The organism is Pseudomonas aylmerensis (assembly GCF_001702265.1).
GTDB lineage: Bacteria > Pseudomonadota > Gammaproteobacteria > Pseudomonadales > Pseudomonadaceae > Aquipseudomonas > Aquipseudomonas aylmerensis.
Map to the genome: position 1 here is coordinate 1 of NZ_MAUE01000007.1, position 1,653 is coordinate 1,653.

Consider the following 1,653-nt stretch of genomic DNA (forward strand, 5'->3'; position numbering starts at 1 on the left):
ATTGGTTCCGCTCTTACAGCGGGTCACTTTTGGAAAAGAGCCCCAAAAGTAACCAAAAGGGCTCTTGCCCCAACACTCGGCACCTCGCTCACGCTCGGTGTGCCCGTAATCCGACATTGATTTGGGGGGCCGCCGCCACGCGCCATCCATGGCGCGGGGCGGCTAAACCGGCATCCCTGCCGGTTTACCCCCCAAATCAATATCGAATTCCGGCCAGCGTGTTTGATGGGGCGCCTAGATCAAGATCAAAAGCAAAAGCAAAAGCAAAAGCACGGCGGCCTTAAAGCCGACCTGAGTGGTTAGATCAAAAGCGGATACGTGTGGGAGCTGGCTTGCCTGCGATGGTCGTTAACGATGACGCGGAAACATCAGAATGTACGCGGCGCACACGCGTTTTTCGCCGGCAAGCTGAACTGGCCTAATGATTTTGGACACCTCAATCGGGCGCTATGATGGCGTCCAAATCTGAGGTGTTTGGATATGCGTAAATCTTATTCATGTGAGTTCAAACTCAAGGCTGCCAGCATGGTGCTGGACGAGGGGCAGTCGGTTCCCGAGGTCTGTGCCAGCTTGGATATTGGCCCTACGGCCTTGCGCCGCTGGGTCGATCAAGTTCGCAAGGAACGCTTGGGCTCGACTCCGGTGGGAGCCAAGGCGATTACCGCGGATCAGCGAGAGATCCAGGAACTTAAAGCCTTGCTCAGGCAAAGAGACCGGGATATCGAAATCCTAAAAAAGGCCAGTGCTCTCCTGCTTTTGGACGCCAAAGATCACTCTCGTTGATCTGTGAGCTGGGCGAGCAGTACGGCGTTAACGATTGCTGTCGTGTGTTCGGAATAAACCGCAGTAGCTTTTACGCATGGCGTCAGCGCCAAGGCAAGGTGAGCCCTAAGCGAGAGAAACTCAAGGCTATGCTGGTCAAGCACCACAGGGCGTCGAGAGAGTCTGCGGGCGCTCGTACCTTGGCTAAACAGCTGCAAGCCGGCGGGCATGATGTCGGGCGGTTCATGGCTCGCAGCTTGATGCGAGAAGCAGGCATTGTCAGCCGTCAACGCCGGCGCCATAAGTACAAGTCACCTGGCGTGGAGGCTTTGGTGGCACCGCATGTGCTCAAACGCAAGTTTGATGTTGCGACGGTCAATCAGGTGTGGTGTGGGGACGTGACGTACATCAAAGTCGGCAAGCGTTGGCTGTATTTTGCGGCGGTTCTGGACTTGTTCGCTCGCCGGATTGTGGGCTGGTCGTTTTCGATGATCTCTGATGCCACGCTGACCTGCGAAGCCCTGCGCATGGCGATTGAACTGCGCGGTCGCCCAAAAGACGTACTGTTTCACTCCGACCAAGGTTGCCAGTACACCAGCCATAAATTCAGAAATGAACTGCTGGAACATGGACTCCGACAAAGCATGAGCCGTAAAGGCGAATGCTGGGATAACGCTCCGATGGAGCGTTTCTTTGGAAGTTTGAAATCAGAGTGGGTGCCAGAAGCAGGCTACGGGTCGGAACATGAGGCCCGAGCGGATGTGCAGCGCTATGTATCGCGCTACAACATCACCAGGCCGCATAGCTACAACGACTATCGGTCACCAGTCGCCAGGGAGAAGCTGGTGGCGTGAAACCTTAATCGGTGTCCAAGATTACTTGACCAGTTCA

General features: G+C 55.5%; 2 protein-coding genes. Both read left to right on the forward strand.

Annotated elements, in window-relative coordinates; translation table 11 throughout:
- Positions 1-480: 480 nt before the first annotated feature.
- The gene (locus tag BBG20_RS33085; protein WP_065899480.1) at positions 481-783 is read left to right on the forward strand and encodes an IS3 family transposase; all 303 of its coding nucleotides are present in this window, start codon (positions 481-483) and stop codon (positions 781-783) included.
- Positions 780-1,616 (forward strand): IS3 family transposase, encoded by an 837-nt coding sequence (locus tag BBG20_RS05320; RefSeq protein WP_065899479.1) that lies wholly within the window; start codon positions 780-782, stop codon positions 1,614-1,616. The genes BBG20_RS33085 and BBG20_RS05320 overlap by 4 nt, the downstream gene beginning before the upstream one ends.
- The last annotated feature ends 37 nt before the right edge of the window (positions 1,617-1,653 follow it).